This window comes from Paramuribaculum intestinale (genome assembly GCF_030759015.1).
Classification (GTDB): domain Bacteria; phylum Bacteroidota; class Bacteroidia; order Bacteroidales; family Muribaculaceae; genus Paramuribaculum; species Paramuribaculum intestinale.
In genome coordinates this window covers 2,812,832-2,837,959 of the sequence record NZ_CP098825.1, presented here as the reverse complement: position 1 = coordinate 2,837,959, position 25,128 = coordinate 2,812,832, and the positions used below count along the sequence as shown (strand labels likewise).

The window sequence follows — 25,128 nt, the reverse complement described above, 5'->3', positions numbered from 1 at the left end:
CTCAGATTTTAGAGATTGTGCCGCCGGCCTCGGTGATAGCCTTTTCAGCCGACTTGGAGAACGCGTTGGCCTCCACCTGAAGAGCACGCTGCACGCTACCCTCGCCAAGCACCTTCACAAGCTGCTTGCGGTTGATATAGCCTGCCTGACGAAGCTCCTCGATACCAATCTTCTCCAGACCCTTGGCAGCTGCCAGAGCGTCGAGAACACCGATATTGATGGCCTTGTACTCCACACGGTTGATATTCTTGAAGCCGAACTTGGGCAGACGACGCTGCAGAGGCATCTGACCACCCTCGAAGCCGATCTTGCGCGAATAGCCGGAGCGCGACTTTGCACCCTTGTGGCCGCGGGTTGAAGTGCCGCCCTTGCCCGAACCCGGGCCGCGGCCGATACGCGTCTTGCGGGTCACTGACCCTACTGCCGGACGCAGATTATTCAGTTCCATTTCTAAATTATCAGTTTTATGCGTTGGTCACACTCACGAGGTGACGTACTTTGTTAACCATTCCCATCACCGACGGGGTGTCTTCTTTCACCACCGTGTGATTCATCTTCTTCAGGCCGAGAGCATCCAGAGTGCGCTTCTGCACCTCGGGAGCACCGATGCGGCTCTTGACCTGCGTAATCTTTATCTGTGCCATTTTCAGTAATGAGATTTTTTAACCGTTAAACACCTGTTCCATCGAGATACCGCGGTTGCGGGCCACATCGGCCGGACTGCGCATCTCGCCCAGAGCAGCCAGAGTGGCTTTCACGAGATTGTGCGGGTTGGAAGAACCCTTGCTCTTCGCAAGCACGTCAGTGATACCGACGCTCTCCAGAACGGCACGCATAGCACCGCCGGCCTTCACGCCAGTACCCTCCGAAGCAGGCTTCAGAATCACGCGCGAACCGCCGAACTTGGCTTCCTGCTCGTGAGGAATCGTACCCTTGTGAACAGGCACCTTGATAAGATTCTTCTTGGCAGCCTCAACGCCCTTGGCGATAGCGGCTGTAACCTCATTGGCCTTGCCCAGGCCGACGCCTACCACGCCCTTCTCGTCGCCTACGACTACGATAGCGGCGAAAGTGAAAGCACGGCCACCCTTGGTCACCTTGGTGACACGGTTGATGGCCACCAGGCGGTCCTTCAGGTCAAGATCGTTTGTCGACTTTACTTTATTGTTATTCTTTACCATGATGCTTAAAATTTAAGACCGCCCTCGCGAGCTGCGTCGGCCAATGATTTTACCCTGCCGTGGAACAGATAACCGTTGCGGTCAAAAACCACCTCGGTGATACCTGCAGCCTGAGCCTTGCCGGCGATGGCCTGACCCACTTTTGCGGCGATTTCACACTTTGTGCCGCCCTCGATACCCTTCGACGAAGTCGAGGCAAGAGTCTTGCCCGCCAGATCGTCGATCAGCTGCACGTATATCTGCTTGTTGCTGCGGAACACCGACATGCGGGGACGCGCCGCAGTGCCCGAGATCTTGCCACGGATACGGGCCTTGATTTTATTTCTTCTGTCTTTCTTGGAGATCATTGTAGTATGCTTTTAGAGTTTACTTAGCGCTTGCCGACTTACCCGACTTACGACGGATAATCTCACCGACAAACTTGATACCCTTGCCCTTGTAGGGCTCCGGCTTACGCAGCGAACGGATCTTCGCGCACACCTGGCCCAGAAGCTGCTTGTCGTCGCTCTCCAGGATGATCAGCGGATTCTTGTTACGCTCGCTCTTCGCCTCTACCTTGACCTCCGGCGGAAGCTTTATATAGATAGCGTGGGAGTAACCAAGCGACAGCTCGAGCACCTGGCCAGTAGCCGCTGCACGGTAGCCCACACCCACCAGTTCCATCTCCTTGCGGTAGCCTTCCGACACTCCCACAACCATATTATGGATCAGAGCGCGGTAAAGACCATGCTGCGCACGGTGCTCACGGTCATCGCTCGGACGAGCCAGAGTCAGCTGGCCATCCTCCACCGTGATCTGGAGGTCGGGATTAATCTTCTGGCTGAGTTCGCCCTTGGGACCCTTTACGGTCACCACGTCGCCGGACACCTTTACGGTCACACCGGCAGGGATTGCTATGGGAGCCTTACCTATTCTTGACATAATCTATCCTCCTCCATTAATAAACGTAACACAGCACTTCGCCGCCGACCTTCAGGTCTTTGGCCTTCTTGTTGGTCATCACGCCCTGCGAAGTCGACAGGATCGCGATACCCAGTCCGTTGAGCACACGCGGCATATCCTTGTAGCCAGTATACTGGCGAAGACCCGGACGAGAAACTCTCTTCAGGTCCTTGATCGCGTTGACCTTGTCAACCGGATCATACTTCAGCGCGATCTTTATCACGCCGGCCGGAGTCTCACCGTCTATAAACTTGTAGTTAAGAATATAGCCTTGTTCAAAAAGAATCTTTGTGATTTCTTTTTTCAAGTTTGAGGCAGGGATCTCCACCACACGGTGGTTGGCCTTGATGGCATTCCTCAATCTTGTCAGATAATCTGCTATTGGATCAGTCATTTTTATTGTTGTTTTAAATTGATTCGGACAATCCGAACAATATTTAATACTCGTCGGTTGTAATTCCGGAGAGCCGCCTCCGCCACGCCCTCATGGCGCTGTGGCAGGGCGTCTCGCGCAGCAACTATTACCAGCTCGCCTTCTTGACACCCGGGATCAGACCCTGAGAGGCCATCTCGCGGAACTGTATTCTCGACAGTCCGAACTGACGCATGTAGCCTTTCGGACGGCCGGTGATGCTGCAGCGGTTGTGCATGCGCACCTTCGAGGCATTTTTGGGCAGAAGCTGCAGACCCTCGTAGTCGCCGGCTGCCTTCAGGGCATCGTGCTTGGCGGCATACTTGGCCACGAGCTTAGCTCTCTTCACCTCGCGGGCTTTCATTGATTCTTTTGCCATTTCTTCGTAGTAAGCTTGGGGTTACTTTTTAGCATTCTTGAAGGGCAGACCGAATTCCTTCAGAAGAGCATAGCCCTCCTCGTCGGTGTTGGCCGAAGTCACGAAAGTGATGTTCATGCCCAGAAGCTTGCTGATGTTGTCGATATTGATCTCGGGGAAGATGATCTGCTCGGTGATGCCCAGTGTGTAGTTGCCACGGCCGTCGAGCTTGCCCTCGATACCCTTAAAGTCGCGGATACGCGGAAGAGCCACACGGATCAGACGCTCCAGGAACTCATACATCTTGTCGCGACGAAGAGTCACCATCACGCCCACCGGCATCTTCTTGCGAAGCTTGAAGTTCGAGATATCCTTGCGCGACAGAGTAGCCACAGCCTTCTGGCCGGTGATGTCCGTCAGCTCACGGATAGCCGTCTCGATGATCTTCTTGTCCTGAGTGGCTTCGCCAAGACCCTGATTGATCACAATCTTCTTCAGGGTCGGAACCTGCATGACGCTTGTGTAGTTGAACTGCTTCACCAGAGCAGGCACTATCCGCTCCTTATAGTCGTTTTTCAGTGTCGTTGTGCTCATCACTTAATCTCCTCTCCTGACTTTTGTGCGTAACGTACGGAACGACCCTCATCGTTCTTCTTGCGGAAGACACGAGTCGGCTTGCCGCTCTTGGGGTCTATCAGGCTCAGATTCGAAACGTGTACCGGAGCCTCCATCTTCACTAAACCGCCCTGCGGATGCTTCGCGCTGGGCTTCGTTGCCTTCGTGACGACATTCACGCCCTCCACGATGGCACGCTGCTTGGCCGCATCGACCTTCAGCACGCGGCCCGTCTTGCCGCGGTCATCGCCCGCCAGCACATAGACTGTGTCGCCCTTCTTGATATTAATCTTGTTCATTGTCTGTTTGTACTATCACGGGAATTATAACACTTCCGGAGCCAGCGACACGATCTTCATGTTTGTGGCACGCAGCTCGCGGGCCACCGGACCGAAGATACGGGTGCCGCGCAGTTCGCCGGCATTGTTGAGAAGCACGCAAGCGTTGTCGTCGAAGCGGATATAGCTTCCGTCTTGCCTGCGGATCTCCTTCTTGGTGCGTACCACCACGGCCTTCGACACCGTGCCCTTCTTCACATCCGACGAAGGAATCACGCTCTTGACCGACACCACGATGATGTCGCCAACCGTAGCATAACGGCGGCCGGTGCCACCCAGCACGTGGATGCACAGGGCCTCCTTGGCGCCGCTGTTGTCGGCTACCGTCAATCGGCTTTCTGTCTGTATCATGATGCTTATTTAACTTTTTCGATGATTTCTACTAATCTCCATCTCTTGGTCTTGCTCAAGGGGCGGGTCTCCATCAGACGGACGGTATCGCCTACCGAGCACTCGTTCTTCTCGTCGTGCGCGTGATACTTCTTCGTCTTGTTGACAAACTTGCCGTAGATAGGATGCTTCTCCTTCCACTTAACGGTCACAGTGATCGTCTTGTCGCCCTTGTTGCTCGACACAACGCCTATGCGTTCCTTACGTAAATTTCTTTCTTCCATAGTTTCCTCAGCGCTGTTTATTTGTTGTTGAGCTCACGCTGGCGCAACTCTGTCTTCACGCGGGCTATCATGCGGCGGTCGCGGCGTATCTGAGCGGGATTGTCAATCGGAGATACCGAATGATTGATCTTCAGCTGCGCATATTCATGCTCCATCACTTCCAGACGCTCCTTGAGGTCCTGCGTGCTCAGCTCTTTTATCTCTACTTTTTTCATAATCGCTTACACGTTTTGAGTCGGATCATAGTCACGACGTACCACAAACTTCGTTATCACCGGAAGCTTCTGGGCTGCCAGACGCAGCGCCTCCTTGGCGATGTCGTAGCTGACACCCTCCACCTCGATGAGCATGCGGCCGGGAGTCACAGGAGCCACGAAACCTTCGGGCGAACCTTTACCTTTACCCATTCGCACCTCGGCAGGCTTCTTGGTGATAGGCTTGTCGGGGAATATGCGGATCCATATCTGACCCTGACGCTGCATGTAGCGGGTCACGGCCACACGAGCAGCCTCGATCTGACGGCCAGTGATCCACTTCGACTCAAGAGTCTTAATGCCAAACGAACCGAAGGCCAACTGGTTGCCACGCTGAGCAATGCCCTTCATGCGGCCTTTCTGCGCGCGGCGGAATTTTGTTTTCTTGGGTTGTAACATCTTCTTTTACTATGAGTTGGTTTAACGGTTGCCAGCGCCACCCTTACCGCCACGGAAACCGCGGCCGCCGCGATCGCGACGAGGAGCGCCCTGGCCCGGACGGCTCTCTTTGCCCTGAGAAGTGAATGAAGGAGCCAGATCCTTCTTGCCATAGACCTCGCCACGGCAGATCCACACCTTAACACCGATCACGCCCACCTTTGTGTGAGCCTCCACAAGAGCGTAGTCGATATCGGCACGCAGAGTGTGGAGCGGAGTACGACCCTCCTTGAACATCTCCGAGCGTGCGATCTCAGCACCGTTCAGACGGCCGCTGATCTGCACCTTGATGCCCTCGGCACCGCTGCGCATCGTAGCGGCGATAGCCATCTTCACGGCACGGCGGTAAGCGATCTTGCCCTCGATCTGGCGAGCTATCGTGCTTGCCACGATCTGAGCGTCGAGATCCGGACGCTTCACCTCGAAAATGTTGATCTGTACATCCTTGTCGGTGATCTTCTTGAGTTCCTCCTTGAGCTTGTCGACCTCCTGGCCGCCCTTGCCTATGATCAGACCCGGACGAGAGGTGCACACCGTGATGGTGATCAGCTTGAGAGTACGCTCGATGACGATACGCGACACACTGCACTTGGCAAGGCGGACGTTGAGATATTTGCGCAGCTTCGAATCCTCAAGGATATTGTCGGCCAGCTTCTTGACGTCATACCAGTTGGAGTCCCAACCGCGGACAATACCCAGACGGTTGCTAACAGGATTTACTTTCTGTCCCATGCCTTATGCTTTCTTTTTAGCGTTTTCGATTGTGTCTACTACGAGAGTCACGTGGTTGGCACGCTTGCGGATACGATAACCGCGACCCTGGGGAGCCGGACGCAGACGCTTCAGCATCGGAGCGCAGTTAACGTAGATCGTGCTCACACACAGCTCGCCGTTCTCGGCCTTTCTCTCATTCTTGGCTTCCCAGTTGGCGATAGCGCTCCGCAGCAGCTTCTCAAGCTTGGCAGCGGCCTCCTTGTTGGAGAACTTCAGGATGCCCAGCGCACGGAACACTTCAACGCCGCGCACCATATCCGCAACAAGACGCATCTTGCGCGGCGACGAAGGGATATTGGTCAGCTTCGCGAAGGCAATCTCCTTGCGCTCGGCCTTGATCCTTTCGGCAGTATTTCTTTTTCTTACACCCATTTGTATTTTTCTTTCTTTTTTCTTGTTAATGTCGGCGCCCGACTATCACTTCTTGTTGCCGCCGTGGCCGCGGAAGTTACGTGTCGGAGCGAATTCTCCCAGCTTGTGGCCTACCATGTTCTCGGTCACGTAGACAGGGATGAACTTGTTGCCGTTGTGGATCGCAAACGTGTGGCCTACGAATTCGGGAGCGATCATCGAAGCACGGCTCCATGTCTTGATCACCGACTTCTTGCCGCTCTCTTCCATCGCGGTCACCTTCTTCTCCAGCTTCACGCTGATATACGGCCCTTTCTTTAACGAACGACTCATATTGCTTTACTTAATCAGATTACTTTTTCCTTCTTTCAATAATGTACTTCGAAGAGCTCTTCTTCGGCGCACGTGTCTTGAGACCCTTGCTGTAAAGACCCTTGCGCGAACGCGGATGTCCGCCCGAAGCGCGTCCCTCGCCGCCGCCCATCGGGTGGTCGACAGGATTCATCACTACGCCGCGGTTGCGCGGACGGCGGCCAAGCCAGCGGGAGCGTCCGGCCTTGCCGCTGCGCTCCAGCGAGTGCTCGCTGTTGCCCACGACACCTACCGTAGCCTTGCATGTGGCCAGGATCTTGCGGGTTTCGCCAGAAGGTAATTTGATTATAGCATAGTCGCCCTCGCGCGATACAAGCTGCGCGAATGTACCGGCCGAACGAGCCATGAAAGCGCCCTGTCCGGGACGCAGCTCGATGCAGTGGATGAGAGTACCGACGGGGATGTTCTTCAGAGGAAGCGAGTTGCCTACCTCGGGAGCTGCCTCAGCTCCGCTCATCACCTTAGTTCCTACTTCCAGGCCGTTGGGTGCAATGATATATGCCTTGGCACCGTCGACATAGTAGAGAAGCGCGATTCGCGCCGACCGGTTGGGGTCATACTCTATCGACTTTACCACGGCAGGCACACCGTCTTTGTTTCTCTTGAAGTCGATGATGCGGTATTTCCTCTTGTGACCCCCACCCAGGTAACGGTTGGTGAGGTGTCCCTCGGCGTTGCGGCCGCCCGAGGATTTCTTGCCGACTGTAAGAGATTTCTCTGGCGTAGTAGCAGTGATCGTACCTTTGAATACGCCAATAACCTTGTGTCTTTGCCCCGGTGTAGTGGGCTTGAATTTTCTTACTGCCATCTCTTATTTATATGTTGCTGTAAAAGTCTATCGTCTGGCCTTCGCCTACGGTGATGAAAGCCTTCTTGTAAGAGTTGCTCTTACCGCGAAGAAGACCGCTCTTGGTCCAGCGGCTCTTGTTCTTGCCGCGCACCACTGCCGTGTTGACGCTCACAACCTTGACGCCGTAAAGCTTCTCCACAAGGCTCTTGATCTCGGCCTTGTTGGCCTGGGGCGACACGCGGAACGTATAGCGGTTGAGCTTCTCCGTCAGCTTGGTCGCCTTTTCGGTGACTATGGGGGTTATTGTTATGTCCATTTCAAGTTGCTTTTTTGTCAGAGATTGTTGATGACCTCAAGGCCACCCTCCGTCAGGACGATGGCATTGCTCTTCATTATCGCATAAGTGTTGACGTCCGAAGCGCGCATGATGCAGGCACCCGGAACATTTCGAGCCGACAAATATACGTTTTTATTGTTGTCCGCTAAAATGACGAGCAGCTTTTTGCCCTCGGCTTCAAGATTTTTAGCAAAATTTATAAAATCTTTAGTCTTAGGAGCCTCGAAAGTGAAGTTTTCAACCACCTTCACCTGACCGTCCTGCACCTTGTAGGTCCAGGCGCTGCGACGGGCGAGCTGCTTCACCTTCTTGTTGAGCTTGAAGCGATAGTCGCGGGGACGAGGACCGAATACACGGCCGCCACCAACCAGAAGCGGAGAATTGATATCGCCGATACGGGCACCGCCGCCACCTTTCTGCTTGTGAAGCTTACGGGTCGAACCCGAAACCTCGCTGCGCTCCTTCGACTTGTGTGTGCCCTGACGCTGGTTGGCCAGATACTGCTTCACGTCGAGGTATACCGAATGCTCGTTGGCGTCGATAGCAAACACCGCGTCGTTGAGCTGAGCCTTGCGGCCGGTATCCTCACCTTTGATATTGTATATCGCGAGTTCCATTATTTCTCAATTTTTACGATTGAACCTTTACATCCGGGTATCGAACCCTTGATCAGAAGCAGATTGTGCTCCGGCATCACACGCAGCACCTGGAGGTTCTGCACAGTCACGCACTCGTTGCCCATCTGGCCGGCCATGCGCATACCCTTGAACACCTTCGCGGGATACGAGCAGGCACCTATCGAACCGGGAGCACGCAGACGGTTGTGCTGGCCGTGGGTGCTCTGGCCCACACCACCGAAACCGTGACGCTTCACTACGCCTTGATAGCCCTTACCCTTCGAAGTACCCTGAATGTCGACAAAGTCGCTTTCAGTGAAAAGGCTGTCGACGGTGATAGTGTCACCGGCCTTGTATTCGCCTTCAAAGCCCTTGAACTCGGCCAAGTGTCGCTGCGGGTTGACTCCTGCCTTCTTGAAGTGGCCGGCCTCGGGAGCATTGGTGTGCTTGTCTTTCTTCTCGACAAAACCAAGCTGCAGAGCGCTGTAGCCGTCAGTTTCGGCAGTCTTTACCTGAGTCACTACGCAAGGACCTACTTCGATAACAGTGCACGGCACGTTCTTGCCGTCGGCACTGAAAACGGATGTCATTCCGATTTTCTTTCCTAATAATCCTGGCATTTCTCTTTGTTTTTAATAGTTGCTTTTCGTTGAATGTTCTGAATCTTTCGCAAGGCTATCACACCTTGATCTCGACCTCTACACCGCTCGGAAGTTCAAGCTTCATCAGCGCATCGACAGTCTTGGCAGTCGAATTGTAGATGTCGATGAGGCGCTTGAACGAAGAGAGCTGGAACTGCTCGCGGCTCTTCTTGTTGACAAAAGTCGAGCGGTTGACAGTGAAGATCCGCTTGTGGGTAGGCAGGGGTATCGGACCGCTGATCACAGCGCCGGTAGCCTTTACGGTCTTCACAATCTTCTCAGCCGACTTGTCGACCAGATTGTGATCGTAAGATTTCAGTTTGATTCTGATTTTCTGGCTCATATTGTTGTTTGGAATGAATGATTTTTATTTGAGCAAATCCACACGGCCCTGGCACTCGGTCAGCACATTCTTGGCGATCGAGCTGCTTACCTCGCTGTAGTGGGAGAACGACATGGTCGATGTTGCACGGCCGGATGTGATCGTACGCAGAGCGGTCACATAGCCGAACATCTCGGCAAGAGGAGCCTTGGCCTTCACGACACGGGCGCCGCTGCGGCTGGTTTCCATACCCTCTACCTGACCGCGACGCTTGTTAAGGTCGGAGATCACGTCACCCATGTTCTCCTCCGGAGTCACGACCTCGATCTTCATGATCGGCTCAAGCAGAACCGGACCGGCCTTCTCCGAAGCCTTCTTGAAGGCCTGGATGGCGCAAAGCTCAAACGAGAGCTGGTCGGAGTCTACGGGGTGGAACGATCCGTCGATCACAGTCACTTTCAGATATTCCACGGGATAACCGGCGAGAACGCCATTCTTCATCGCTGCAGCAAAGCCCTTCTGAATGCTCGGGATGAACTCCTTGGGAATGTTACCGCCCTTCACCTCGTCGACAAACTGGAGGTTGCCCTCGAAGCCCTCGTCGACAGGCTCCACGCGAACAATGATGTCGGCAAACTTACCACGGCCACCTGTCTGCTTCTTGAACACCTCGCGAAGCTCAACAGGCTTGGTGATAGCCTCCTTGTAGGTAACCTGCGGGCGACCCTGGTTGCACTCAACCTTGAACTCGCGGCGCAGACGGTCGATGATGATGTCGAGGTGAAGCTCACCCATACCGCTGATCACGGTCTGACCGGTCTCCTCGTTGGTCTGTACACGGAAGGTCGGATCCTCCTCAGCAAGCTTCTGCAGACCCACGCCCAGCTTGTCGAGGTCCTTCTGAGTCTTCGGCTCCACAGCGATACCGATCACGGGATCGGGGAAGTCCATAGCCTCGAGGACAATCGGATGGTTCTCATCGCAGAGAGTGTCGCCGGTGCGGATATCCTTGAAGCCCACACCTGCGCCTATGTCGCCGCAGCCAATCATCTCCTTAGCGTTCTGCTTGTTGGAGTGCATCTGGAACAGACGGCTCACGCGCTCTTTCTTACCCGAACGGGCGTTGAGCACGTAGCTTCCGGCAACAACGTCGCCGCTGTACACGCGGAAGAATGTCAGACGACCCACATACGGGTCGGTCGCGATCTTGAACGCAAGAGCACACATCGGAGCTTCGCTCGACGGCTCACGGGTCTCAACCTCATCGGGGCTCGAGGGATTGTGACCCTCTACAGCACCGGCGTCGAGAGGCGAAGGCAGGTATGCGCACACACAGTCGAGCAGAGGCTGAACACCCTTGTTCTTGAACGACGATCCGCAGATCATCGGCACGATCTCCATCGAGAGAGTACCCTTGCGGAGAGCGCGACGGATCTCATCCTCGCCGATAGTCGAGGGATCGTCGAAATATTTCTCCATCAGAGCGTCGTCAAACTCGGCGATCTTCTCAAGCATCTTGTCGCGATACTCCTGAGCCTCGTCCATCAGATTGGCAGGGATATCCTCCACAGAATACTCGGCACCCATGGTCTCGTCGTGCCAGAAGATAGCCTTCATGCGGATCAGATCCACAACGCCCTTGAATGTCTCCTCGGCGCCGATAGGTATCTGGATCGGGCAGGGATTGGCTCCGAGCACCTCCTTGAGCTGGCGGCACACTTCGAAGAAGTTTGCGCCCGAACGGTCCATCTTGTTAACATAGCCGATACGGGGAACATTATACTTGTCAGCCTGGCGCCATACGGTTTCCGACTGAGGCTCTACACCGCCCACAGCACAGAATGTGGCCACAGCTCCGTCGAGCACACGCAGCGAACGCTCCACCTCCACAGTGAAGTCAACGTGTCCCGGAGTGTCGATAAGATTGATCTTGTACTTTTCGTCGGCATACTTCCAGAATGCTGTGGTTGCAGCCGATGTGATGGTGATGCCACGCTCCTGCTCCTGCTCCATCCAGTCCATGGTGGCGCCGCCGTCGTGCACCTCACCTATTTTGTGAGTCAGACCCGTATAGAAAAGTATGCGCTCGGACGTCGTCGTCTTGCCGGCGTCGATATGAGCCATAATGCCGATATTACGGGTGTACTTCAGTTGTTCGTCAGATTTTCCCATTGATTATTTGGTGTTGTGTCGTTTCAGTTGTAGTATTGGTCACGCACGCATCATATCAGAAGCGGAAGTGAGCGAAAGCACGGTTGGCCTCGGCCATCTTGTGCATATCCTCCTTGCGCTTGAATGCGCCACCCTGCTCATTGTAGGCGTCGACGATCTCGGCGGCCAGCTTGTCGGCCATCGTCTTGCCGCCGCGCTTGCGGGCGTATAAGATAAGGTTCTTCATGGAAATCGACTCCTTGCGATCGGGACGGATCTCGGTGGGCACCTGGAATGTGGCGCCACCCACGCGGCGGCTCTTCACCTCCACCTGAGGAGTGATATTCTCCAGAGCTTTCTTCCAGATTTCGAGAGCGGTCTTCTCCTCGTTGGGGAGCTTGGTCTTCACAGTCTCGAGAGCGCTGTAGAATATAGTGTAAGCGGTGTTCTTCTTGCCGTCATACATCAGATGATTCACAAATTTCGACACGCGAACGTCGTTAAACACCGGATCGGGCAATACAATCCGCTTCTTTGGCTTTGCTTTTCTCATTTTTTGTTTAAGTGATGTTTTTGTTTGCTTGGTTGCTGCATCTTTCTTCTTCAACCGACAGCGCCCTCCGGCGCCCGTTTACTCAACCTTGAATTAGCCTTCCAGTAAATCAAAAACGAAGTTAAAAACTTTGTTTTCATTCCCCGCACGCCGGGGAATTCTGTAAGAAACAGGCTTCTTCCTGCGCAATTTATTTCTTCGCGGCCTTCGGACGCTTTGCGCCGTATTTGCTGCGACGCTGAGTGCGATCCTTCACACCGCTTGTATCGAGCGTACCGCGGACGATATGGTAGCGCACACCGGGAAGATCCTTCACACGGCCGCCGCGAACCAGCACGATCGAGTGCTCCTGCAGGTTGTGTCCTTCGCCGGGAATGTAGCTGTTCACCTCCTTGCCGTTGGTCAGTCTCACACGGGCCACCTTACGCATGGCCGAGTTAGGCTTTTTGGGGGTTGTGGTATAAACGCGCACGCAGACACCGCGACGCTGCGGACAGGAGTCCAGGGCCGGAGATTTGCTCTTGTCCTGGAGGGCTACACGCCCTTTTCTTACTAATTGCTGAATAGTAGGCATCTTAGTCTTTTACTTTTTAACTTTTCGTTTATTACTGTTTTCTATCTTTTTGCTTTGCGAAATACGCATCAAACACACTCCGCGCAACCGACCACGACACACTGCATAACAAGCAGTTACAGCCGAAATCGCACACTTCGTCCATTTAAGCGATGCAAAATTACTTACTAATTTTCTAATACGCAAACAATTCGCACATTTTCTGACGATTTATTATCCGGAATGCCACTTTTTCGATTTAAGTTTATTTCACAACCGCTGACCCACGGGATTTTTTTCGTAACTTCGCAGACATATCGAACCACTTACAACAATCGATCTCATGCTCAACATCATACTCCGCGACGTGCCCGAAGTGCGCGACAATCTTCTACCGCTGACATTCACCCGCTCCGTGGCCGACCTCAGGCTCGGCATACTCACGCTGCGGCAGAAATGGGAGCTGAGCCTTCCGGCCGTCTACTCCTACATGACAGCCGACTATCTGTCGGTCAAGTATCCATCCATATCATCGCCCGACGACGACAGCTTCATCGTCTCAGCCCATTTCTTCCCCACGCCCGGAGTGGTCAAAGGGGTCGAACACCTCCGCAAAGGACAGGCGCTGATGTTCCATGACGAAGAAATAGCACGGCGATGCCCACTCGATCAGCAACCGTACGAACTGATACAGCTCGATGAGATACCGCTGCGACTCACACGCTCCTACGACATTTTTCAGCTCAACGCCGCAGCGCTCGAATACGACTTCACACTCCTTACGGCCGGACGTGAATCCGTCGCGCCATCACCATCCAACACCATCATAGGCGATCCGTCACGGCTCTTCATCGAACCGGGAGCCACCATGGAGGGAGCTATCGTAAATCTCAACCACGGCCCCGTATATCTTGCGGCCGGATCGGAAGTGATGGAAGGCACCTGCATACGCGGAGGTCTTGCCCTTTGCGAAGGAGCACAGATAAAAATGGGCTCACGCATCTACGGAGCCACCACGATCGGACCGCACTCCAAAGTAGGAGGCGAGGTGGCCAACATAGTGATAATCGGCTACTCCAACAAAGCCCACGATGGCTTCCTCGGCAATGCCGTAATAGGCGAATGGTGCAACATCGCAGCCGGATGCGTAGCATCGAATCTCAAAAACGACTATACGGAAATCAAACTCTGGAATTACCCCACGCGCCGCTTCCAGCGCACGGGCCTCCAGTTCTGCGGCCTCATAATGGGCGACCACTCCAAGACCGGAGCCAACACAATGATCAACACCGCCACAGTGTTCGGGGTCGGGGTCAACTTCCACGGATCAGGATATCCGCGCAACTTCGTCCCGTCATTTACAGAAGGATCCACCGCCGCGATGACCGAAGTGCCGTTCGACAAATTCATCGACACCGCGCGCCGCGTCATGGCGCGCCGCGATGTCAGCCTCACTCAGGTCGACGCCGACATCTACCGCCATCTTTACGATCTCACCGACACATATCGCTGACGCGCACTGCCGTCACCTCAGAGATCTATCTTCGGACGACGACCGCGCTGGGTCACCCTTTTCTTTAGCTTCACAAGCCTGCTATACGCCGAATTGACACGGAGCCACAACGGAGAGCTGACTGTAGCTATGTCAGTGGTAAGCGTATCGGTCATCGTCATCTCATCCATCCGCTCGCCGAACTGTTCGGGATAGATCACGATCATATTGTTGCTTGCAAAATATTTCTGCAGGAATTCAGGAAGCGAATCGAGATACCCGGCATGCGACACCGATGCCCGGCGGGCATTCACCACCACGAACAGATCATCGTCAAGCACCTTGTTCGACAACATCAGGAAATCATCCCAGTCCTCCACCCTGCGGTATTCCGAACGCAGCTCATACTGCCCGCGCTTTATCACCGCCTCGATGAAACGCCGCGTCGCGTCGCTGCAGCAGAATATCAGCCGGCATCCGAGCTGCGAAGCCAGATTGCACAGCGATGTCACCCATGCCTGAAACCCGGTCTCATACTGGGCATTGGCAGGCACAGCCACAACTATCCTCGCGATAGTGTTGACAGGTATGAAGCAACGCGATATGACGAGCATCTTGTTGGTTGCCCTCAACAGATTTGGAAGTTTGTCGCCGAAAAAAGAGTCAATAATCGTATTGCGCCGGTGCAGCCCGATTATCACCCTGTCTATATCGCGCTCCTCTATGGTGTTGACCACTCCCGTCACAAAATTCATGTCATACCGGTCAATAGCCTCCACCGAGGTGTCCACACTCGCCGCAGCCTTTTCGGCCGTATCGAGCGACACCCTCCCGAGCGACCGCGACGCAGCCGAATTGTCATTGCGCACGTGCAAGGCATACACCCTGCCGTTCGAACGCGCCTTGTCACGCATAAGCAGCGCCAGATCCACAAGCTCGCGCGCCGTAGCAGGATTGGCCACCGGTATCAGCACATTCTCGCGGTGACGGCTCTGCTCGGCGACACCATCGCCGGCACCCTCTTCCTCGAGAGCCATCACCTTCAGACGGCTTGCCGCCCTCGAAGTGCCTATCGACGACACCGTACAGGTCACAAGGATCATTATCACCGTGCCATTGAGTATCACCTCGTCAAACAGCCTCATACCGTAGCCTATCATCACCACCGCGAGCGCCACGGCCGTATGCGCGTTGCTGAGCTGATACATCGTCGACCGTTCCACACTGTTCATGCCGAACGTTCGCTGCGTGACGAACGCCGCAAGCCACTTGGTACACATAGCCACACCCGACATCACACCCGCCGCGTACAGCGTCGACCAGCCGCGCGTCACCACCCCGACATTGATCAGCATACCCACCCCGATCAGGAAGTACGGGATGAATATCGCGTTGCCGACAAACTCAATCCGCGACATAAGCGGAGAACGGGCGGGAATATAACGGTTCAGCACCAGACCTGCGAAAAATGCGCCGAACACCCCCTCGATACCTGCCCAGATGGCAAGCTGCGCGGCCGTGAACATCATCGCCAGCACATAGACATACTGCAGGATGCTGTCGTTCCAATGCTTGAAAAACCACCGCGTAATCCGCGGATAGGCATACACCAGCACCAGACAGTAGCCCGCCAGCAGGCCGAGAAGCTTCAGAGTGCCCCCGACGCGAAACTCGCCGTCATGGAACGTGCCGACCACACCGGCAAGCACAATCAGCGAGCCAAGCACCGTAAATATTGTGCCGGCTATCGCTATGACCACAGGCGCAGAGCGGGTCAGCCCCAGGCGCGAGACTATCGGATAGGCTATCAGCGTATGCGCCGAAAACATCGAGGCCATAAGCACCGCAGTCAGAGCGTCAAGCCCGAGCAGCAGACCGGCCGCCACAGCACCTAAAGCAAGGGGTATTATAAAAGTGTACAACCCGAAGACCAACCCCTTCCGGAGGTTCTTCTTCAGGTGGTACATATCTATTTCTATGCCGGCCAGAAACATCAGGTAGAACAACCCCACCTGACCGAACACTTCGAAACTCATGTCGCGGGCCAGCAGGTTGAACCCGTAAGGCCCGACAGTGACGCCCGCCACGATCAGACCAATCACCTGCGGAATCCGCAGCTTGTTGAGCACAATCGGAGTGACAAGAATTATAAGCAGCACCGCCAGAAATATAGGCACCGGCGATGTCAGCAAAGGAGTCGAGGAATGTATGGCCGGAACGAGCGCCATAACTCCGTTCAGGCTCCGAATTTCTTGCCGTGAGCCAGCAGATACTGGGCTATCTGAACGGCGTTGAGAGCAGCGCCCTTCTTTATCTGGTCGCCCACGATCCAGAACGAAAGACCACGCTCATTGGCGATATCCTCACGGATACGGCCCACATACACCGGATCGCATCCGGCGACGTCGAGCGGCATCGGATACTTCTTGTTGGCCGGATCATCCACTACCACCACACCCTCGGCTGCGGCAAACGCCTCGCGGGCCTCGTCGACGCTGATACTGCGCTCGGTTTCGACCCATACGGCCTCAGAATGAGCACGCATCACCGGCACACGCACACACATAGCGCTCACCGACAGCGCCGGCTCGTGCATGATCTTGCGGGTTTCGTTGAACATCTTCATCTCCTCCTTGGTGTAGCCGTTGTCGGTAAACACGTCGATATGAGGTATCACATTGTAGGCAAGCTGATAGGCAAACTTGTTCACCTCCGGAGCCTCGCCGCGCGATAGCCGCGCATACTGATCCACAAGCTCGTCCATGGCCGCAGCCCCGGCGCCGCTCGCCGCCTGATAGGTAGCCACATGCACCCGGGTGATCTTCGACAGATCGTTGATAGGCTTCAGCGCCACCACCATCTGTATCGTAGTGCAGTTGGGGTTGGCGATTATGCCGCGCGGAGTGTCGAACGCATCCTGACCGTTGACCTCCGGCACCACCAGGGGCACATCGTCGTCCATACGGAAGGCGCTTGAGTTGTCTATCATCAGAGCACCATGCTTGGTGATCGTTTCGGCAAACTCCTTTGAAGTTCCGGCACCGGCCGAAGTGAAAGCGATGTCGACCCCCTTGAAGTCGTCGTTATGACACAACTCTTTCACTTTCACTTCCTTGCCACGGAAGATATATGTCCGGCCTGCGCTGCGGCTCGAACCGAACAGCAGCAGCTCGTCGATAGGAAAATTCTGCTCCTCGAGCACACGGAGAAACTCTTGTCCGACGGCGCCCGAAGCGCCCACGATTGCGACTCTCATATAATTGTATGATTTCTGTTGATACTTCTGGTTTTGTCCGCCCTTTGAACGGCTCTGCAAAGTTACGAAATATTGCATAACCAACTCGCAAAAAACAGCTGCAAGTGACATTTGAAAGTCACCGGTAATCCCAAGCCTGCGATCATGGCAGATCGGCGAAGTCCTCCATATTGTCCTTGCGGGGACCGTCGGCCGGAGCCATCCTGAGCGCCTTAAGCTCCGACATGATATGCTCCATGCGGGCACTCGTCAGCGGATAACGCCAAAGCAACACAAAAGCCACACAGGCCAGACCCGCAGGGATAAAGCTCATCATGGCCATGATGCCGTCAAGAGCCAGCTGAGGCTGCACCGCACCCGGAGCCGTGTCATATCCGAAACCGCTGAGAAGCCACATAACGGCCGCGCCGCCGAAAGCACTGCCGAACTTCTGAGCCATCGAGGCCGAAGAGAATATCAGACCCGTAGAGGCTGAACCGTTGACAAGCTCCGAATAGTTGGCCACGTCGGCATACATGCTCCATACCAGCGGCGACACGACGCCGAGAGCCACCGCAAACGCCACCTGAAGCCCGACCATAGCCCATATACCGCCCGTAGTGGCCGGACAGAACCAGAACGCCACACTCGTGACTATGATCACAAGCAGCGCCGACATGAATGTCGACTTCTTTCCCCACTTCATCGACAGAGGCACAGCCAGAGGCACACTGACCATATTCACCAGCTCGCCGATGCAGAGAAACACACCAGCAGTCAGAGCGAATGTCAGTATCTTAACATCGTGCGACCCACCGATGATATTGGCAAACAGATAGGCCACAGCCGAGCCGCGTATGATGTTGTAGAAATTATTGAAGATCGCCACACCGTTCATGATCCACCACGGACGGTTGGTCATCAGAGTGCGGAAATCCTTGCCCACCGACGCCTTCGACCGCGAATCGACAACCTCGCGCGTCATGGCGAAACAGAGCAGAAACAACAGGCAGCATGCCCCTCCGATCACCGTCATGGCCAGAGTCCAGGCCCTGGGACTGCACGACTCGAGAGGCGTGCCGGCACCGGTGCCGTTGAAAAGCCCGCAGAGCGGCTCCCACGCCAGAAGGGCCATAAAACTGCCGGCATAGGAGAAAAACATGCGATATGAGGAAAATACGGTCTTCTCCTGCGAGCTTGTCGTCACCACATCGAGCATCGCGCCGTAGGGCACGTTGATGGCCGTATAGCAGGTCATCATCAGTATATAAGTGAAATATGCCCAGAAGAGCTTGAAACCATAGCCGGTGTCGGGAGTCATGAACAGCATCACGCCACACAGCGCGAACGGCAGCGCGACCCAGAGAAGATACGGACGGTATTTGCCCCAGCGGGTGTGCGTGCGGTCGCATATCACACCCATCATCGGATCGCTTACGGCGTCCCACACACGGGTGACAAGCATCAGCATGCCCGCGTCGATCAGACTCAGGCCGAATATGTTGCTGTAGAAGAAAGGAAGGAAGAAACTGAATATCTTCCAGAACATCGACGATGCCATATCGCCGAAACCATAACCGATTTTTTCAGAAAGTCGTGCCATGATAATGATTCAAGATAGCGTGATAATGATATTAGCATTGTTTTCAGGCGGCCGATCTACACGACGCGCCTTAATCGGAGGCGATAACAGCGGCGGACAATCCGCACAAGGTGATCGTCCGCCGCAAGTAATTCAGTCCAGTTCCTTGGCCACAGCCTCTCTGATACGGGCGCATATCGACTCCATTTCCTCGCCGGGAAGCTGGCTCTTGTGATGGAAATCCATGTCGGCCTCGGTAGTGATGGGCAACAGATGGATATGGGCATGAGGCACCTCCAGACCGATGACCGTCACACCGATACGCTTGCACGGCATGGCCTCGCGGAGACCCTTGGCCACCTTCTTCGCAAAAAGCTCCAGCGCCACATACTCATCGTCGCTGAGGTCAAACAGATAGCTGACCTCATGCTTGGGCACCACCAGCGTATGGCCGGGAGTCACCGGATTGATGTCAAGAAAAGCTATATGCCGGTCATCCTCGGCCACCTTGTAGCAAGGAATCTCGCCGTTGACTATTTTTGTGAATATCGTTGCCATATCGTGTCGTATGATTGGTCAGAAACTTATTTCTACAATCTCAAACTTCATCAGACCGGCGGGCACCTTGATCTCCACCTGCTCTCCGAGCTTGTGGCCGAGCAGCCCCTGGGCTATCGGTGTCGAAGAGCCTATTTTCTTTTCCTTTACATTGGCCTCGCTGTCGGCCACGATGGTGTATTCCATCACCATCCCGTTGGCCACATTCTTGATCTTCACACGATTGAGTATCTGCACCTCCTCGTTATTGAGTGAGCTTTCGTCGATTATACGTGCGTTTGCCACCAGATCCTTCAGCTGCGCTATCTTCATTTCGAGCAAACCCTGAGCCTCCTTGGCGGCGTCATATTCAGAATTTTCCGAAAGGTCACCCTTGTCGCGGGCCTCCGCGATAGCATGTGAGATGCGCGGACGCTCCACCGATTCAAGATGGGCTATCTCCTCCATCTTCTTCTTGTAACCTTCCTTGGTCATGTAAGTTATTGCCATAATTTCTTGATTTTTTTCGTGGTTTGTTTATAAGGGGGAAACATTCAGACGACAGAAAAAGAAAAGAATCCCGGCCTGCTTGTCATGCAGGCGAGACCCATACTCGCTGTCTTGAATTTCAATACTCCGCAAAGTTACGAATTATTTTCCCAACCGCCAAATTCGCCGATTCGCCATCGTGCCCGTCGATTCACCGTCACTCATGGCCGCCGCCTATACTTCCACCGCACTCATATCATCATATCGCAGATAAACACAGCGCCGCGTCAAAAGCTGACCTTCTGACACGGCACTGCAGTCTGTTTCCGTCTATGGCTTGCTCAACCCTCGCAGCTGCAGCAACGGCGGGCGCCGTCGCTCACTATCACGGGATAGATCTGAGGCTCGTGGCCATACTTCTCATTGAAACGGGCCTTTACAGTGGCTATGAAGTTGTCGTAAAGATCGTCCTTCACCAGATTGACCGTACAGCCGCCGAAGCCGCCGCCCATGATGCGCGAACCGGTCACGCCGCATTCGCGGGCCACATCGTTGAGGAAGTCGAGCTCCTCGCAGCTCACCTCATAGTCCTTCGACAGACCGTCGTGAGTGGCATACATGCAGCGGCCCACTGTGTCGTAATCGCCTTTGAGCAGAGCGTCGCACACGTCGAGCACACGCTGCTTCTCCTCGATCACATATTTGGCGCGCATGTAGTCCTCGTGCGAAAGCTCACCCTTGACAGCCTCAAGCATCGCCATATCGGCGTCGCGGAGGGTTTCCACGCCCAGATGACGAGCCACACGCTCGCAGCTCTCGCGACGCTTGTTGTAGGGAGAGTCGACGAGCTCATGCTTCACCCGCGAGTCGACAAGCACAAGCTTGTAGCCGTCGAGCTTGAAGGGGAAATACTCGAACTCACCAGAGCGGCAGTCGAGGCGCATCAGATTGTCCTTCTTGCCGTGGCAGCTTGCGAACTGGTCCATGATGCCGCAGTTCACGCCGCAATAGTTGTGCTCCGTGCTCTGACCGATACGGGCCAGCTCCATGCGGTCGAACTTATTGTCGTTGAACAGATCGTTGAGCGCAAATGCAAAGCAGCTCTCCAGAGCAGCCGACGACGACAGGCCGGCACCCAGAGGCACATTGCCGGAGAACACGGCGTCGAAGCCCTCCACCTTGCCGCCGCGCTTGATGATCTCGCGGCACACGCCGAACACGTAGCGCGCCCACTGCTCCTTGGGAGCGTCCTCCTCGTTCAGACCGAATTCAGCCGACGCGTCAAGGTCGATCGAATACAACTTCACGCGGTCTGTGCCGTTGGGGCGTATCTCGGCCATGATAGCCTTGTCAATGGCGCCCGGGAATACGAATCCACCGTTGTAATCGGTGTGCTCGCCGATGAGATTGAAACGTCCCGGAGCCACAAAGAGAGTGCCCTCTCCGCCGAAATGCTCCACAAAAGCCTTATTGATCTTTGATTTCATGATGATTGATTTGTGTATGGTAAGATTATTATGGTTGCAAATGTATGCAATTTTATCCGATGGATGAAATTTTTTTGTCGCTCCGAATCAATTTTAGGCCGTTTCTCACTAATTTTGCGCCTTAATCAGACCATACGACATAGATGGAACCGCTGAAACACGAATGCGGAGTGGCGATGATTCGTCTGCTCAAACCGCTTGAATACTACCGGCAGCGCTACGGCACCTACTGCTATGCGCTCTCGAAGCTCTATCTGATGATGGAGAAACAACACAACCGCGGACAGGAGGGAGCCGGAATAGGGGTGGTAAAGCTCCACGCCGAGCCGGGTCACGAATATGTGTTCCGCGAACGTGCGCTCGGATCCGGAGCCATACAGCAGATATTCGACACCATACGCCCGGCTCTCGACGCATCGGGAGTCGAAAGTCTGCCTCCGCAGCAGGTGGAGCGCGAAGTTCCGTTCGTCGGAGAGATCTACATGGGCCACCTGCGCTACTCCACCACCGGCAAAAGCGGAATATCATACGTCCATCCATTCCTGAGACGCAACAACTGGCGCTCACGCAACCTGCTGCTGTGCGGCAACTTCAACATGACCAACGTCGACCGCATATTCTCCGACGTAGTGTCGACCGGACAGCATCCGCGCATATATTCCGACACCATCGTGCTGCTCGAACAGCTCGGCCACGCGCTCGACCATGCCAACCACGAAGTCTACCGCGCAGCACGCCAGCGGCTGCAGGGCATCGAGCTGACACACCACATAGAGGACAACATCGACATACCCGAAGTGCTCCGGGCAGCATCCCCCACATGGGACGGCGGATTTGTCATCTGCGGCGCCACCGGGTCGGGCGACATGTTCGCCATGCGCGACGCGGCCGGAATACGCCCGGCATTCTACTACGCCGACGACGAGATTGTGGTCGTGGCCTCCGAACGCCCCGTCATACAGACGGTGATGAACGTGCGCCGCGCCGATGTCAGAGAGCTTGAGCCGGGACAGTCGCTGATTGTCACCAAATCCGGACGTCTGACACTCCACCGCATACTCCCGCAGGCACCCAACGCCCGCTGCTCGTTCGAACGCATCTACTTCTCACGCGGATCCGATGCCGACATCTATCAGGAGCGCAAAGCGCTCGGACGCAACCTCGTCGACCGCATACTCGACGCCGTCGGCCACGACATCGACCACACGGTTTTCTCCTTCATACCCAACACCGCAGAAGTGGCGTTCTACGGCATGATGGAGGGGCTAAACGCTCATCTCGACTGTCTGAAATCGCAGTCCATACTCGAAGCGCAGCGTCAGGGCACACTGACATCCGAAACCATCGGCCGCATCATGAGCCGCAAGGTGAGGATCGAGAAAATAGCCATCAAGGATATAAAACTGCGCACGTTCATAGCCGAAGGAGCAGCCCGCGACGAACTCGCGGCCCACGTCTACGACGTCACCTACGGATGCGTCACCGATGGAATCGACTCGCTCGTAGTGATCGACGACTCCATTGTGCGCGGCACCACCCTGCGGCAGAGCATCCTCCGAATACTCGACCGCCTGCGCCCCCGCAAGATCGTTGTCGTCAGCTCGTCGCCACAGGTAAGATACCCCGACTGCTACGGCATCGACATGTCGCGCATGGCCGAATTCTGTGCATTCCGCGCCGCGGTGGAGCTGATACGTCAGCGCGGAATGGACTCGCTGCTCGACGACACCTACCGCCGGTGCATCGAGATGGAGAGCCACCCCGACGCCGAGCAGGCCAACTGCGTGAAGGCCATCTACGCGCCATTCACCGACCGGGAGATAGCTGCTAAAATCGCAGAGATGCTCACCCCCGCCGATGTCGACGCTGAGGTAGAGATCATCTATCAGGACATCGAAGGTCTGCACAAAGCCATCCCCGACCATCCCGGCGACTGGTATTTCAGCGGCGACTACCCCACCCCCGGAGGTTTCCGCGCCGTCAATCGCGCATACATCAATTTCTACGAAGGCAACACCGACCGCCGATGAAACACACCGCCGACAGCAACGCACCATCCATGCGGCCACGACGCTCCGCCACAATCTGGAGCCGGCTTCTGCGCTACGGCGTGCCGCCGGTGATCACCATCGGTCTCTGCTACCTGCTGTTCACCGGCGTGGATATGCACGAAATGGCTCGGATCATCCGCACCGAATGTCGCTTCGGCTACATAGCCCTTGCCCTCGTCATCAGCATCTTCTCCCACGTGTTCAGAGCCATGCGCTGGCGCATTCAGCTCAACGCCCTCGGCATACGCACACCGCTCGGCATCATCATCCTGTCGATTTTCGGCACCTACGCGGTCAATCTTGTGCTCCCTCGCCTCGGCGAACTATGGCGCACAGGCTACATAGCCTCCCGACAGCGCGCGCCGTTCTCCACCGTATTCGGATCGATGATCTGCGACCGCCTGAGCGACACGATAACCGTGTTTCTGCTCACGCTGCTCGCTTTCGTCGTGGCCCAGCCACAGATTGTCAGCTACCTCCAGCAGAATCCCGACACCTACACTCGGCTCATGGCCGTCATAGCCTCGCCCGCGCTTTGGATCACCGTCACAGCCGTCGCACTGCTGTGCATAGCGCTCTGGCGCCGCTTCCCCCACAGCCGCATAGTCACCGCCCTGCGCAGCCTGCTGTCGGGCATCTGGCAAGGATTCGCGGTAGTGGGCCGCATGGAAGGCAAAGTCCTGTGGCTTCTCTACACCGCTCTTATATGGGGCTGCTACTTCACACAACTCTACGTCTGCTTCTACGCATTCCCGCTGACGGCAGATGTGGCCGGCGAGTTCGGTCCTACAGCCGTGCTCGTATGCTTCGTGCTCTCAAGCCTCTCCATGGCCGTCCCATCCAACGGAGGCATCGGCCCCTACCAGTGGGCACTGATGTTCGGCCTGAGCATGTATGCCTCCGGAGTGCCCGGACTGACCCGCGAATACGCCCTGTCGTTCGGCAACACCGTCATGGGATGCCAGACACTGCTGCTGATACTGCTCGGCATCCTCACATTCGTGCTGATATCCATCGACCGGCATCATAACAAACCGACCGGGGACGACCAATGCCACGTGCCCGCCAAATCCACCGACAATGTATCCGACTGAAACTGACCGACCCGACGACCTCTTCGACGACGAAGAGCCGACTGCCGACCCGACGACCTCCGATACTATCGATTTCCGGACCGGCGACACTGCCACACCACTCTCTCCCGACCGACGGCATCATAGAAAACACCGCACACGCTGCGTCATAACATGGATCGCACTGATCGCCGGAGTGGCGCTCGGCATGACCGTATATCTCCGCTACTGCAGTCCCTACGCAGTCGAGGCGCAGATCACCGGCCGGATAACATCGCTCGAAAAGCGCGGACTTATATTCAAGACCTATGAAGGCTCGATACGTCAGGCCGACACCGACTCCGTCATGACATTTTCCGTCGAGTCCGAAGCTCTGGCCCGCGTCATCGCCGATGCAGAGGCCGACGGCCGACCCGTCACACTCATCTACGAGAAATACTACGGCACCCTGCCCTGGCGCGGCGAATCGCTCCGCGTGGCCACCGCCACCCGCTGACCCGCACCCTTCTCCGGTCACGTAATATATATTTTTCTACCCATTCGGTTGTTTGGCCGGTTTTCGTTCGGTT

General features: G+C 55.5%; 34 protein-coding genes. 4 read left to right on the top strand and 30 right to left on the bottom strand.

The genetic code is table 11. From position 1 onward, the window contains the following. Window position 1 precedes the first annotated feature (1 nt). The 24 genes from rplO to rpsL form a co-directional block, all read right to left on the bottom strand. Complete coding sequence (gene rplO / locus NF347_RS12765; RefSeq protein ID WP_107036205.1) at window positions 2-448, bottom strand: 50S ribosomal protein L15; 447 nt, start codon at window positions 446-448, stop codon at window positions 2-4. A gap of 16 nt (window positions 449-464) precedes the next feature. Next, entirely contained in the window at window positions 465-644 is a 180-nt protein-coding gene (gene rpmD, locus NF347_RS12760; RefSeq protein ID WP_107036206.1) for a 50S ribosomal protein L30, read from the bottom strand. An 18-nt stretch (window positions 645-662) separates the two neighbouring features. After that, the gene (gene rpsE / locus NF347_RS12755) at window positions 663-1,181 is read right to left on the bottom strand and encodes a 30S ribosomal protein S5 (RefSeq protein ID WP_107036207.1); all 519 of its coding nucleotides are present in this window, start codon (window positions 1,179-1,181) and stop codon (window positions 663-665) included. Window positions 1,182-1,186: 5 nt separating this feature from the next. After that, entirely contained in the window at window positions 1,187-1,528 is a 342-nt protein-coding gene (rplR, locus tag NF347_RS12750; RefSeq protein ID WP_107036208.1) for a 50S ribosomal protein L18, read from the bottom strand. A gap of 19 nt (window positions 1,529-1,547) precedes the next feature. Next, entirely contained in the window at window positions 1,548-2,102 is a 555-nt protein-coding gene (rplF, locus tag NF347_RS12745; protein WP_107036209.1) for a 50S ribosomal protein L6, read from the bottom strand. Between the two features lie 16 nt (window positions 2,103-2,118). Continuing rightward, window positions 2,119-2,517: a 30S ribosomal protein S8 gene (gene rpsH, locus NF347_RS12740; RefSeq protein WP_107036210.1), complete on the bottom strand. Its 399-nt coding sequence runs from the start codon at window positions 2,515-2,517 to the stop codon at window positions 2,119-2,121. Window positions 2,518-2,644: 127 nt separating this feature from the next. Beyond that, window positions 2,645-2,914 (bottom strand): 30S ribosomal protein S14, encoded by a 270-nt coding sequence (gene rpsN / locus NF347_RS12735; RefSeq protein WP_107036211.1) that lies wholly within the window; start codon window positions 2,912-2,914, stop codon window positions 2,645-2,647. A 21-nt stretch (window positions 2,915-2,935) separates the two neighbouring features. Next, on the bottom strand, window positions 2,936-3,487 hold the full coding sequence (rplE, locus tag NF347_RS12730) for a 50S ribosomal protein L5 (protein ID WP_107036212.1): 552 nt from the start codon (window positions 3,485-3,487) through the stop codon (window positions 2,936-2,938). Further along, window positions 3,487-3,807 carry a 50S ribosomal protein L24 gene (gene rplX, locus NF347_RS12725; protein WP_107036213.1) on the bottom strand — a complete coding sequence of 107 codons (321 nt, stop codon included), beginning with the start codon at window positions 3,805-3,807 and terminating at the stop codon, window positions 3,487-3,489. Before rplX ends, rplE begins: the two co-directional genes overlap by 1 nt. A 24-nt stretch (window positions 3,808-3,831) precedes the next feature. Continuing rightward, window positions 3,832-4,197, bottom strand: a complete 366-nt coding sequence (gene rplN, locus NF347_RS12720) for a 50S ribosomal protein L14 (protein ID WP_107036214.1) — start codon at window positions 4,195-4,197, stop codon at window positions 3,832-3,834. 5 nt (window positions 4,198-4,202) lie between these two features. Continuing rightward, complete coding sequence (gene rpsQ / locus NF347_RS12715; RefSeq protein ID WP_107036215.1) at window positions 4,203-4,460, bottom strand: 30S ribosomal protein S17; 258 nt, start codon at window positions 4,458-4,460, stop codon at window positions 4,203-4,205. Window positions 4,461-4,477: 17 nt separating this feature from the next. Continuing rightward, complete coding sequence (gene rpmC / locus NF347_RS12710) at window positions 4,478-4,675, bottom strand: 50S ribosomal protein L29 (RefSeq protein ID WP_107036216.1); 198 nt, start codon at window positions 4,673-4,675, stop codon at window positions 4,478-4,480. Between the two features lie 6 nt (window positions 4,676-4,681). Further along, a complete protein-coding gene (gene rplP, locus NF347_RS12705) occupies window positions 4,682-5,113 on the bottom strand; it encodes a 50S ribosomal protein L16 (RefSeq protein ID WP_107036217.1) in 432 nt (143 codons plus the stop codon). Between the two features lie 21 nt (window positions 5,114-5,134). Further along, on the bottom strand, window positions 5,135-5,884 hold the full coding sequence (gene rpsC / locus NF347_RS12700; protein ID WP_107036218.1) for a 30S ribosomal protein S3: 750 nt from the start codon (window positions 5,882-5,884) through the stop codon (window positions 5,135-5,137). A gap of 3 nt (window positions 5,885-5,887) precedes the next feature. Next, entirely contained in the window at window positions 5,888-6,298 is a 411-nt protein-coding gene (gene rplV, locus NF347_RS12695) for a 50S ribosomal protein L22 (protein ID WP_107036219.1), read from the bottom strand. 45 nt (window positions 6,299-6,343) lie between these two features. Beyond that, on the bottom strand, window positions 6,344-6,610 hold the full coding sequence (gene rpsS / locus NF347_RS12690; protein WP_107681339.1) for a 30S ribosomal protein S19: 267 nt from the start codon (window positions 6,608-6,610) through the stop codon (window positions 6,344-6,346). Between the two features lie 19 nt (window positions 6,611-6,629). After that, window positions 6,630-7,457 carry a 50S ribosomal protein L2 gene (rplB, locus tag NF347_RS12685; protein WP_107036221.1) on the bottom strand — a complete coding sequence of 276 codons (828 nt, stop codon included), beginning with the start codon at window positions 7,455-7,457 and terminating at the stop codon, window positions 6,630-6,632. A 7-nt stretch (window positions 7,458-7,464) separates the two neighbouring features. Continuing rightward, window positions 7,465-7,755 (bottom strand): 50S ribosomal protein L23, encoded by a 291-nt coding sequence (gene rplW / locus NF347_RS12680; RefSeq protein WP_107036222.1) that lies wholly within the window; start codon window positions 7,753-7,755, stop codon window positions 7,465-7,467. 17 nt (window positions 7,756-7,772) lie between these two features. After that, window positions 7,773-8,393, bottom strand: a complete 621-nt coding sequence (rplD, locus tag NF347_RS12675) for a 50S ribosomal protein L4 (protein WP_107036223.1) — start codon at window positions 8,391-8,393, stop codon at window positions 7,773-7,775. Beyond that, window positions 8,393-9,013, bottom strand: a complete 621-nt coding sequence (gene rplC / locus NF347_RS12670) for a 50S ribosomal protein L3 (RefSeq protein ID WP_107036224.1) — start codon at window positions 9,011-9,013, stop codon at window positions 8,393-8,395. The genes rplD and rplC overlap by 1 nt, the downstream gene beginning before the upstream one ends. Before the next feature lie 58 nt (window positions 9,014-9,071). Next, the gene (gene rpsJ / locus NF347_RS12665; protein WP_016562588.1) at window positions 9,072-9,377 is read right to left on the bottom strand and encodes a 30S ribosomal protein S10; all 306 of its coding nucleotides are present in this window, start codon (window positions 9,375-9,377) and stop codon (window positions 9,072-9,074) included. A 24-nt stretch (window positions 9,378-9,401) separates the two neighbouring features. Then, window positions 9,402-11,528, bottom strand: coding sequence for an elongation factor G (fusA, locus tag NF347_RS12660; RefSeq protein ID WP_107036225.1), 2,127 nt, complete (start codon window positions 11,526-11,528; stop codon window positions 9,402-9,404). Between the two features lie 55 nt (window positions 11,529-11,583). After that, window positions 11,584-12,060, bottom strand: a complete 477-nt coding sequence (gene rpsG, locus NF347_RS12655) for a 30S ribosomal protein S7 (protein ID WP_107036226.1) — start codon at window positions 12,058-12,060, stop codon at window positions 11,584-11,586. Between the two features lie 190 nt (window positions 12,061-12,250). Then, window positions 12,251-12,634, bottom strand: coding sequence for a 30S ribosomal protein S12 (gene rpsL, locus NF347_RS12650; RefSeq protein WP_107681340.1), 384 nt, complete (start codon window positions 12,632-12,634; stop codon window positions 12,251-12,253). Between the two features lie 322 nt (window positions 12,635-12,956). Here rpsL and NF347_RS12645 point away from each other — a divergent pair, with 322 nt between their 5' ends. Next, window positions 12,957-14,126: a putative sugar nucleotidyl transferase gene (locus tag NF347_RS12645; protein ID WP_107036228.1), complete on the top strand. Its 1,170-nt coding sequence runs from the start codon at window positions 12,957-12,959 to the stop codon at window positions 14,124-14,126. A gap of 17 nt (window positions 14,127-14,143) precedes the next feature. On the opposite strand, the gene NF347_RS12640 is transcribed toward NF347_RS12645, so the two are convergent. The 6 genes from NF347_RS12640 to galK form a co-directional block, all read right to left on the bottom strand. Continuing rightward, on the bottom strand, window positions 14,144-16,333 hold the full coding sequence (locus tag NF347_RS12640) for a cation:proton antiporter (RefSeq protein ID WP_107036229.1): 2,190 nt from the start codon (window positions 16,331-16,333) through the stop codon (window positions 14,144-14,146). A gap of 8 nt (window positions 16,334-16,341) precedes the next feature. Beyond that, window positions 16,342-17,361 carry an aspartate-semialdehyde dehydrogenase gene (locus NF347_RS12635; RefSeq protein ID WP_107036258.1) on the bottom strand — a complete coding sequence of 340 codons (1,020 nt, stop codon included), beginning with the start codon at window positions 17,359-17,361 and terminating at the stop codon, window positions 16,342-16,344. 142 nt (window positions 17,362-17,503) lie between these two features. Beyond that, window positions 17,504-18,943 (bottom strand): MFS transporter, encoded by a 1,440-nt coding sequence (locus NF347_RS12630; RefSeq protein ID WP_107036230.1) that lies wholly within the window; start codon window positions 18,941-18,943, stop codon window positions 17,504-17,506. Window positions 18,944-19,075: 132 nt separating this feature from the next. Continuing rightward, on the bottom strand, window positions 19,076-19,480 hold the full coding sequence (locus tag NF347_RS12625) for an HIT family protein (protein ID WP_107036231.1): 405 nt from the start codon (window positions 19,478-19,480) through the stop codon (window positions 19,076-19,078). Window positions 19,481-19,498: 18 nt separating this feature from the next. Then, a complete protein-coding gene (gene greA / locus NF347_RS12620) occupies window positions 19,499-19,969 on the bottom strand; it encodes a transcription elongation factor GreA (protein ID WP_107036232.1) in 471 nt (156 codons plus the stop codon). Window positions 19,970-20,289: 320 nt separating this feature from the next. Then, window positions 20,290-21,435 (bottom strand): galactokinase, encoded by a 1,146-nt coding sequence (galK, locus tag NF347_RS12615; protein ID WP_107036233.1) that lies wholly within the window; start codon window positions 21,433-21,435, stop codon window positions 20,290-20,292. Window positions 21,436-21,578: 143 nt separating this feature from the next. Here galK and NF347_RS12610 point away from each other — a divergent pair, with 143 nt between their 5' ends. The 3 genes from NF347_RS12610 to NF347_RS12600 are packed head-to-tail and all read left to right on the top strand — an operon-like array spanning window position 21,579 to window position 25,055. After that, window positions 21,579-23,465, top strand: coding sequence for an amidophosphoribosyltransferase (locus NF347_RS12610; protein ID WP_107036234.1), 1,887 nt, complete (start codon window positions 21,579-21,581; stop codon window positions 23,463-23,465). Next, window positions 23,462-24,580, top strand: coding sequence for a lysylphosphatidylglycerol synthase transmembrane domain-containing protein (locus tag NF347_RS12605; RefSeq protein WP_107036235.1), 1,119 nt, complete (start codon window positions 23,462-23,464; stop codon window positions 24,578-24,580). The genes NF347_RS12610 and NF347_RS12605 overlap by 4 nt, the downstream gene beginning before the upstream one ends. Continuing rightward, window positions 24,567-25,055: a hypothetical protein gene (locus NF347_RS12600; protein ID WP_107681341.1), complete on the top strand. Its 489-nt coding sequence runs from the start codon at window positions 24,567-24,569 to the stop codon at window positions 25,053-25,055. Before NF347_RS12605 ends, NF347_RS12600 begins: the two co-directional genes overlap by 14 nt. Window positions 25,056-25,128 lie beyond the last annotated feature (73 nt).

Coding starts and splice junctions, on each gene's coding strand:
- rplO (WP_107036205.1), bottom strand. CDS start 448: ATGGAACTGAATAATCTGCGTCCGGCAGTAGGGTCAGTGACCCGCAAG.
- rpmD (WP_107036206.1), bottom strand. CDS start 644: ATGGCACAGATAAAGATTACGCAGGTCAAGAGCCGCATCGGTGCTCCC.
- rpsE (WP_107036207.1), bottom strand. CDS start 1,181: ATGGTAAAGAATAACAATAAAGTAAAGTCGACAAACGATCTTGACCTG.
- rplR (WP_107036208.1), bottom strand. CDS start 1,528: ATGATCTCCAAGAAAGACAGAAGAAATAAAATCAAGGCCCGTATCCGT.
- rplF (WP_107036209.1), bottom strand. CDS start 2,102: ATGTCAAGAATAGGTAAGGCTCCCATAGCAATCCCTGCCGGTGTGACC.
- rpsH (WP_107036210.1), bottom strand. CDS start 2,517: ATGACTGATCCAATAGCAGATTATCTGACAAGATTGAGGAATGCCATC.
- rpsN (WP_107036211.1), bottom strand. CDS start 2,914: ATGGCAAAAGAATCAATGAAAGCCCGCGAGGTGAAGAGAGCTAAGCTC.
- rplE (WP_107036212.1), bottom strand. CDS start 3,487: ATGAGCACAACGACACTGAAAAACGACTATAAGGAGCGGATAGTGCCT.
- rplX (WP_107036213.1), bottom strand. CDS start 3,807: ATGAACAAGATTAATATCAAGAAGGGCGACACAGTCTATGTGCTGGCG.
- rplN (WP_107036214.1), bottom strand. CDS start 4,197: ATGATACAGACAGAAAGCCGATTGACGGTAGCCGACAACAGCGGCGCC.
- rpsQ (WP_107036215.1), bottom strand. CDS start 4,460: ATGGAAGAAAGAAATTTACGTAAGGAACGCATAGGCGTTGTGTCGAGC.
- rpmC (WP_107036216.1), bottom strand. CDS start 4,675: ATGAAAAAAGTAGAGATAAAAGAGCTGAGCACGCAGGACCTCAAGGAG.
- rplP (WP_107036217.1), bottom strand. CDS start 5,113: ATGTTACAACCCAAGAAAACAAAATTCCGCCGCGCGCAGAAAGGCCGC.
- rpsC (WP_107036218.1), bottom strand. CDS start 5,884: ATGGGACAGAAAGTAAATCCTGTTAGCAACCGTCTGGGTATTGTCCGC.
- rplV (WP_107036219.1), bottom strand. CDS start 6,298: ATGGGTGTAAGAAAAAGAAATACTGCCGAAAGGATCAAGGCCGAGCGC.
- rpsS (WP_107681339.1), bottom strand. CDS start 6,610: ATGAGTCGTTCGTTAAAGAAAGGGCCGTATATCAGCGTGAAGCTGGAG.
- rplB (WP_107036221.1), bottom strand. CDS start 7,457: ATGGCAGTAAGAAAATTCAAGCCCACTACACCGGGGCAAAGACACAAG.
- rplW (WP_107036222.1), bottom strand. CDS start 7,755: ATGGACATAACAATAACCCCCATAGTCACCGAAAAGGCGACCAAGCTG.
- rplD (WP_107036223.1), bottom strand. CDS start 8,393: ATGGAACTCGCGATATACAATATCAAAGGTGAGGATACCGGCCGCAAG.
- rplC (WP_107036224.1), bottom strand. CDS start 9,013: ATGCCAGGATTATTAGGAAAGAAAATCGGAATGACATCCGTTTTCAGT.
- rpsJ (WP_016562588.1), bottom strand. CDS start 9,377: ATGAGCCAGAAAATCAGAATCAAACTGAAATCTTACGATCACAATCTG.
- fusA (WP_107036225.1), bottom strand. CDS start 11,528: ATGGGAAAATCTGACGAACAACTGAAGTACACCCGTAATATCGGCATT.
- rpsG (WP_107036226.1), bottom strand. CDS start 12,060: ATGAGAAAAGCAAAGCCAAAGAAGCGGATTGTATTGCCCGATCCGGTG.
- rpsL (WP_107681340.1), bottom strand. CDS start 12,634: ATGCCTACTATTCAGCAATTAGTAAGAAAAGGGCGTGTAGCCCTCCAG.
- NF347_RS12645 (WP_107036228.1), top strand. CDS start 12,957: ATGCTCAACATCATACTCCGCGACGTGCCCGAAGTGCGCGACAATCTT.
- NF347_RS12640 (WP_107036229.1), bottom strand. CDS start 16,333: ATGGCGCTCGTTCCGGCCATACATTCCTCGACTCCTTTGCTGACATCG.
- NF347_RS12635 (WP_107036258.1), bottom strand. CDS start 17,361: ATGAGAGTCGCAATCGTGGGCGCTTCGGGCGCCGTCGGACAAGAGTTT.
- NF347_RS12630 (WP_107036230.1), bottom strand. CDS start 18,943: ATGGCACGACTTTCTGAAAAAATCGGTTATGGTTTCGGCGATATGGCA.
- NF347_RS12625 (WP_107036231.1), bottom strand. CDS start 19,480: ATGGCAACGATATTCACAAAAATAGTCAACGGCGAGATTCCTTGCTAC.
- greA (WP_107036232.1), bottom strand. CDS start 19,969: ATGGCAATAACTTACATGACCAAGGAAGGTTACAAGAAGAAGATGGAG.
- galK (WP_107036233.1), bottom strand. CDS start 21,435: ATGAAATCAAAGATCAATAAGGCTTTTGTGGAGCATTTCGGCGGAGAG.
- NF347_RS12610 (WP_107036234.1), top strand. CDS start 21,579: ATGGAACCGCTGAAACACGAATGCGGAGTGGCGATGATTCGTCTGCTC.
- NF347_RS12605 (WP_107036235.1), top strand. CDS start 23,462: ATGAAACACACCGCCGACAGCAACGCACCATCCATGCGGCCACGACGC.
- NF347_RS12600 (WP_107681341.1), top strand. CDS start 24,567: ATGTATCCGACTGAAACTGACCGACCCGACGACCTCTTCGACGACGAA.